Source organism: Wenyingzhuangia sp. (assembly GCF_039768515.1).
In the GTDB taxonomy this organism is placed as follows: domain Bacteria; phylum Bacteroidota; class Bacteroidia; order Flavobacteriales; family Flavobacteriaceae; genus Wenyingzhuangia.
In genome coordinates this window covers 25,866-32,894 of the sequence record NZ_JBDNAI010000118.1, presented here as the reverse complement: position 1 = coordinate 32,894, position 7,029 = coordinate 25,866, and the positions used below count along the sequence as shown (strand labels likewise).

Here is a 7,029-nt window from a genome sequence, read left to right as displayed (position 1 = left end):
TTGTTTTAGAGCAAAATAGTATAAAAAAAAATGTAAACATGCTGCTAATAGGTTATGATCTAGGAAGTTCATCTGTAAAAGCTTCTTTGGTTGACAGTAAAACAAAAAAAGTTTTGGCTCTTGCTCAGTATCCTGAACGAGAGATGACAATAGATGCTCCTCAAGAAAATTGGGCGGAGCAACATCCAAGTGATTGGTGGTCTAATGTATGTAAAGTCACAGATTTACTTTTTGAAAATACTGAGTTCTGTAGAAAGGATGTTATAGCTATCGGTATTGCTTATCAGATGCATGGATTGGTGACACTGAATTCAGATAACGAACCGGCTAGACCAGCGATCATTTGGTGTGATAGTAGAGCAGTATCTATTGGTGACAAAGCCTTTGAGGAAATTGGTAGAAAAAATTGTTTAGAGCATTTGCTAAATTCTCCAGGAAATTTTACTGCTTCTAAGTTAAAATGGGTTCAAGAAAATGAGCCCGAAACCTATAAAACGATAAGGAAAATAATGTTACCTGGTGATTATATAGCTTTTAAATTTACCCAGAAGTTTACAACAACAAATACAGGTTTGTCCGAAGGGGTGTTTTGGGACTTCAAGAATGATCAGTTAAGCGAGACCATTATGGATTATTATGGTTTTGATTATGACTTGATTCCAAAAATAGTTCCAGTTTTTTCAAACCAAGGAAAAATAACTTCTGCAATAGCAAATGAATTTGGCTTTGATCCGAATACTATTGTTTCTTACAGGGCAGGAGATCAACCCAATAATGCATTTTCTTTAAACGTTTTAGAGCCGGGCGAGATTGCAGCTACAGGAGGAACTTCAGGAGTAGTTTATGGAGTGGTTGATCAGTTGAAATTTGACCCGAATAATAGGGTCAATACCTTTGCTCACATAAATCATACAGAAAAGCAAAGAAGGTTGGGGGTACTTTTGTGTATCAATGGAACTGGAAGCGCTTATGCTTGGTTGAGAAATAATTTAGCAGAGGATATGGATTATTTTGAGTTAGAAACATTAGCAAATTCGATAGAAATAGGAGCAGACGGTTTGTCTTTTTTACCCTTTGGTAATGGAGCAGAACGTATGCTACAGAATACAATCATTGCTGCTCAGTTTGAGGGATTGCAATTTAACAAACACAAACTCGCTCATATGGTAAGGGCTTGTATAGAAGGAATTGCTTTTTCTTTTGTTTATGGTATTAAATGTATGCATGAACTTGGTTTAGACCCAAGCGTTATTAAAGTAGGGAATGACAATATGTTCCAATCCAGTATATTTGCTAAAACTATTGCTACATTGACCCATGCAGAAATTCAAGTCAAAGAAACCAATGGTGCCGTTGGTGCTGCAATTGGAGCAGGTTTTGGGGCCAATAAAATTGAGAGTTTAAAAGTCGCATTTGATCAAGAAAATATCATCAAAACATATCAAGCCGACAAATCAAAATTAGAAGCTTACACTAAAGCTTATGAGAAGTGGCTAAAATTATTAGAAACAAAAATAAAATAATATATCATGTCAAAATTAACGATTGGGAATAAAGAATATTTCCCAGGTATTGGAGAAATTAAGTTTGAAGGTAAGGATTCAAAAAACCCGTTAGCTTATAAGTACTATAACCCAGACCAAGTTGTTGCTGGAAAGACGATGAGAGAACACTTTAAATTTTCTATCGCCTATTGGCATACTTTCTGTGGTCAAGGCTCTGACCCATTTGGTCCTGGAACCCAAAATTTTGAATGGGATCAGCACTCTGATCCTATACAAGCGGCGAAGAATAAAGCAGATGCTGCTTTTGAATTCATCACAAAAATGGGTTTTGACTACTATTGTTTTCATGATTTTGATTTGATTCAAGAGGGAGCAACTTTTGAAGAGTCAGAGGCTCGTTTAAAAGAAATTGTTGCTTATTTAAAGGAAAAACAAGCGGCAAGTGGTGTTAAATTATTGTGGGGTACTGCGAATTGTTTCTCTAATCCACGCTATATGAATGGAGCTGCTACCAATCCAAATTTTGATGTGGTTGCAAGAGCCGGAGCACAAATTAAATTGGCGTTAGATGCGACAATGGAGTTAGAGGGTGAAAACTATGTCTTTTGGGGAGGTAGAGAAGGTTATATGTCTCTTTTGAACACAGACATGGGTCGAGAGTTAGACCATATGGGTCAGTTTTTAGGATTGGCTAAAGATTATGCAAGAGGTAAGGGGTTTAAAGGGAATTTCTTTATTGAACCAAAGCCTATGGAGCCAACAAAGCATCAGTATGATTTTGATGCTGCTACTGTTATCGGTTTTTTAAATAAATATGGACTACAAGATGACTTTAAAATCAATTTAGAAGTCAATCATGCCACATTAGCAAGTCATACAATGCAACATGAAATGGATATCGCTGCTCAAGCTGGAATGTTAGGAAGTGTTGATGCCAATCGTGGTGATTATCAAAATGGATGGGACACGGATCAATTCCCAAATAATATTCAAGAAACAGCAGAGGCCATGTTGGTTTTCTTAAAGGCTGGTGGGTTGCAAGGAGGTGGAGTTAATTTTGATGCAAAAATCAGAAGGAATTCTACAGATTTAGAAGATGCTTTTTTAGCTCATATTGGTGGGGCCGATACCTTTGCAAGAGGTTTGTTGGTTGCTGATAAAATCATAAGAGAATCACAATACGAGGCTTTAAGAACCAAACGTTATACATCTTTTGATAGCGGAAACGGTAAAGCCTTTGAAGAGGGTAAGTTAACATTTGAAGATTTCTATACCATTGCAAAAAAGAATGGGGAATTGCCTAGTATTAGTGGTAAACAAGAATTGTTTGAAAATATTATTAATGATCATATTTAACAACCTTTTAAAGCAGGACTTGTTGGTTTAGTTTAACCTGCTTTTGTTCAAAAGTTGTTGGATTGGTTTTCCCTTCTCTAGTTTAGAGAAGGGATTTTTTATGAATAGCGCCAAGCCACACATCTACTTTTTTTATTTCCCTGTTCCATCTCTATGATTTTCACTTCTGTGGGTTGTATTTTATTGATCGCCCTCTTTATATTTTTAAGATTTTCTTTTTGAGAGACCAAGCAGGTAAACCAGTTTACTTGTTTTTTGAATTGGACACTTTCGACAATCATTTTTTTTATGAAAGCCTCTTCACCTCCTTTATACCACAATTCGTTTGATGTTCCTCCAAAGTTTAGCGTGTTTTTAGTGTTGAGATTTAAATTTCTAACCTTACGCTCATTTTTTTTGGCTGCATCAGTAGCATTTTTAAAAAATGGTGGGTTGCAAACGACAACATCAAATCTATCGTTAGGATTTATGATGTTGACTAGAATGTTATTTTTGAACTTTTGAGGTCTAAGTTCAATATCATGCAAACATTTGTTTTTGCGTATGATTTGTTTTGCATTTTGTAGTGACTCCAGATTGACCTCACTTGCTTTACAGTTCCAGTTGAAATGACACCTTCCTAATATGGGGTATATTAAATTTGCACCTGTTCCGATATCTAACAAATGAATGTTTTTTTTGTTTGCAAGCAACTCGTCTATATGGAGTAGATAATCAAGTCTACCTGGAATTGGCGGGCATAAATTGTTTTCTGGAATTTCCCAATACCTCAATCGATAATGTAATAGGAGGATTGCTTTGTTTAGTGCTTTAACCGCTTCTTTATCTTCAAATCGTATCGTTTTATTACCATATTTATTGGTAAACACATGTTTTTTAAGACTTGGATAAGCTTTTGATAGCTGATCAAATTGGTAAGATTCTTGAAATGGATTTTTTTTGTGCATTGTTGTTTTTTAGGAGTTGTATAACAATATATAAGCAGTTATGATCATCATATTTTAATTTACCAGAATGTAATAAACAAACGTTCGTAAGTTTTATTTCTTTTTACCCACAACAAAGGGCTGTGTTTGAAATTAATTTGCTCTATAATTTCTTTTTTGATTTCCTCAAAAGAACACCAAGTGTCATTGTTTTTTGGATCGATAAGCCAATCTACTTTTATAGGGAGGTGATATAAATCACCATTAGGTAAAATATCAAGTTCTTGATGACTGATGTAGTAACCTTTGATACATTCATGATTAATATTGGCAAAGGTTTGATTTCTTAAGTGAAGTGGTACGTATAACTGGGCCAAAAAATGAACCGATTGTTTGATGTTATGTGGATTTATTCCTTTTTTGGATAATATCTTTTTTGTTGAGTTATTCTTTAATAGCGGGAATTGTTTTGATTTTAATTTTAATAGTTTTTGTGCTAAGGAGTCTTTAAGATTGGGTCCAATCCATCGATTTATTTCATTAGGCTCATCAGGTTTATAGAGATAGAATTTATAGGCCAGTTCTATGTGGTGGATTTCATTATTTTTTTTCTGTATTATAAAATCTAACTCTCCAATTGTTTGATGTTTATCGACTTGAATTTGTATGTTATGAGCCAGTGAACAATATGCTTCTTGTTTCTCAAGATTTTTTTGATAAAAAATTTCTACTAATTTACCCAGTCTATGGTGCTTACTCGTATCTATACTTGCCCAATCTATGTTTTCATGAAATGGGATTTCTATAGGTCGGTATTCGTAAAAATCAACGTCATTCCATAAAATAGGAGTGTTTTTTAATCCCTGGTATTGTTTTTTTAATTTAGAAAGTTCAATCATTACATTATGGGTTTTTATTTTACTCTACTAAACTGTTTATCTACAATTTTTATCTTGGAGGTCATGCTAAACTTCTAAAGATAAAAAAGCTTCAAACAATATTTGTCTGAAGCTTTGTTTTTTATGTTTGTATGATTTTTTTATTTTTCAAAAAGAATAATGCTTTCAATATGAGCTGTATGTGGGAATTGGTCGACAAGGCTCATTTTAGAAATGTGGTATCCAGCTTGTCTCAAGATTTCAGTATCTCTCGCTTGTGTTGCAGGATTGCAGGAAACATAGACCATTCTATTTGCTCCTATTTTGATAACTTTGTCTAGTGTTTTTGGAGCTATTCCAGCTCGAGGAGGGTCTAAAACAATTGTTTCTATATTACCCTTGTATTGGGGGTATTGTACTAAAAATTTACCAACATCTGCTGCGTAAAAATCTACTCCTTCAATTTTATTGCGTTTGGCATTTTGTTCTGCATCTTTTATTGCATCAGTGACAATATCAACACCAATAATCTTAGTTCCTGTAGTTTTTGACGCTAATATTTGACCAATAGTTCCAGTTCCGCAAAATAAATCCATAACGATTTTACCATTTACAGTCTCAGCTTTTTCTAAAGCGTAATCGATAACCTTAGCATAAAGCTTCTCCGCAGATTTTGGGTTGGTTTGGAAGAAACTTTTCATAGAAATTTCAAAGTCTAGCCCTAATAAGCTTTCTACAATTCTATCTTCTCCAAAAATTAATTTTTCGGTTCCGGTTACTGCTAGGGTTCTATCTCCAACTTCGTCGTTTGTTGTGTGAATAAGCCCAGCAATCCTTTCTCCAAATAATTTCTTTAGTAGCGCTACAAAAGCTTCCATATCAAAATTGGATATTTGTGGAGAAGTTGTAACTAAATTACATAAGATTTGATTGGTTTTATAACTTTTTCTAATAACAAAATAGCGAAAGAATCCTCTTTTTTGAGGAGCATGCCAAGGGTCTAGTCCAGTATCTTCACAAAATTGTCGAATGTACTTTAAACTATTTTCTATTTGAGAATCAAATAAACCAGAGTCTTGATCAAGATTTTCTGCACACCACCAGGTACCACGTTTTTTAAACCCTAAAGCAAATTCATCTACATCAGTTTTTTTTTCAAAGTCATATCGAATGGCAGAGAATCCATATTCCATTTTATTTCTATAGTGGAATACTTCAGGAGAACTGATAAATTCATCAAACAAGTCTTCTATATTTTCGACTTTACCAATTCGTTTGAACAGTTCTAGCGTACTGTTTTTTTTGTATTGATGTTGAATATCAATTGGGAGCTTGATGTATGGAGCTCCAGGAATCAATTGAAATGGGACTTCTATCTCTTGATCTGATGGTGATAATACTTCAAACAGTTTGGCTTCTGCATACTGTTTGCTTGTTTTTTTTATTTGACATCGTACTGTCTGTCCAGGTAGAGTGTTGGGTACAAAAACTACAAATTGTCCATTTTCGTTTCTAATTCTCCCAATCCCCTTTCCTCCAAACGCATAGTCTTCTATAGTAATAGAGATGATTTCACCTCTTTTTACAAATTTATTTCGTTCTCTTTTTGGCATTCGGCAAATGTACTAATACTTGTTTATAAACTAGAATTTTTCATTACCGAAAAATTTGTCTAAAAAAAAAATCGTTCAAAACCGATGGTTAAAACGTTACTATTTGATTTGGTAGTAATCAATGATGTTTTAAAAAGGAACGATACTTTATAGACCCATAAATAAAATAGTTCTAATCATCATCGATGATTTATTGAATTAAAATAGTATTTGTTTGCCTTATTCTATTGTCAAATGGATCTTTTGAGGTCATCATAAAGTCGTTAGGTGTTTCATCAAAAAAAACTAAGCATTCTTAAATACGATATATGCGTTTAGCGAAGTGGCAATAATCAGCCAAATCAGATAGGGTGAAATCCAAAGTGATTTCCATTTTAAATGAGAGCTAAAAGTGACTAAAAAAAGTCCAATGATCATTGTTAATGTTACAATTGTTGCTAGGGCTATGGTTGTTTTGTGGAAGTAAAAAAATATTGGATTCCAGCCGATATTTAAAATCCATTGAATTAAAAACAATATAATGATTTTTGTTTTTTGCTCAGTTTTAGTAAAGATTAGGGCCATATAAACGGCAAAACAAATCATTACAACAGACCATGCAACACCAAACATATATCCGGGTGGTGACCAAGGGGCTTTGTTAAAATTTTCATACCAGTCTGATTGAACGCCTGCTTTGGTGAAAAGACCCCCAGCGGCTAAGGCTGAAAAATTAATTATTAAAAATAATAAAAACCTTTTGATCATAATA

General features: G+C 33.9%; 6 protein-coding genes. 2 read left to right on the top strand and 4 right to left on the bottom strand.

Annotation, left to right across the window (positions count from 1 at the left end; translation table 11 throughout):
• Both ABF281_RS07685 and xylA read left to right on the top strand, forming a co-directional pair.
• Positions 1-1,523 (top strand): FGGY family carbohydrate kinase (locus tag ABF281_RS07685; protein WP_347181098.1); only part of this gene is annotated, 1,523 nt, incomplete at its 5' end.
• A 6-nt stretch (positions 1,524-1,529) separates the two neighbouring features.
• Positions 1,530-2,861 carry a xylose isomerase gene (xylA, locus tag ABF281_RS07680; protein WP_347181097.1) on the top strand — a complete coding sequence of 444 codons (1,332 nt, stop codon included), beginning with the start codon at positions 1,530-1,532 and terminating at the stop codon, positions 2,859-2,861.
• A 98-nt stretch (positions 2,862-2,959) separates the two neighbouring features.
• Here the strand turns inward: xylA and rlmF are convergent, their stop codons facing one another.
• The 4 genes from rlmF to ABF281_RS07660 form a co-directional block, all read right to left on the bottom strand.
• On the bottom strand, positions 2,960-3,808 hold the full coding sequence (rlmF, locus tag ABF281_RS07675) for a 23S rRNA (adenine(1618)-N(6))-methyltransferase RlmF (RefSeq protein WP_347181096.1): 849 nt from the start codon (positions 3,806-3,808) through the stop codon (positions 2,960-2,962).
• A 59-nt stretch (positions 3,809-3,867) separates the two neighbouring features.
• A complete protein-coding gene (locus ABF281_RS07670) occupies positions 3,868-4,686 on the bottom strand; it encodes a DUF1853 family protein (protein WP_347181095.1) in 819 nt (272 codons plus the stop codon).
• A gap of 140 nt (positions 4,687-4,826) precedes the next feature.
• Positions 4,827-6,278, bottom strand: a complete 1,452-nt coding sequence (rlmD, locus tag ABF281_RS07665) for a 23S rRNA (uracil(1939)-C(5))-methyltransferase RlmD (RefSeq protein WP_347181094.1) — start codon at positions 6,276-6,278, stop codon at positions 4,827-4,829.
• 285 nt (positions 6,279-6,563) lie between these two features.
• Entirely contained in the window at positions 6,564-7,025 is a 462-nt protein-coding gene (locus ABF281_RS07660; protein ID WP_347181093.1) for a TspO/MBR family protein, read from the bottom strand.
• Positions 7,026-7,029 lie beyond the last annotated feature (4 nt).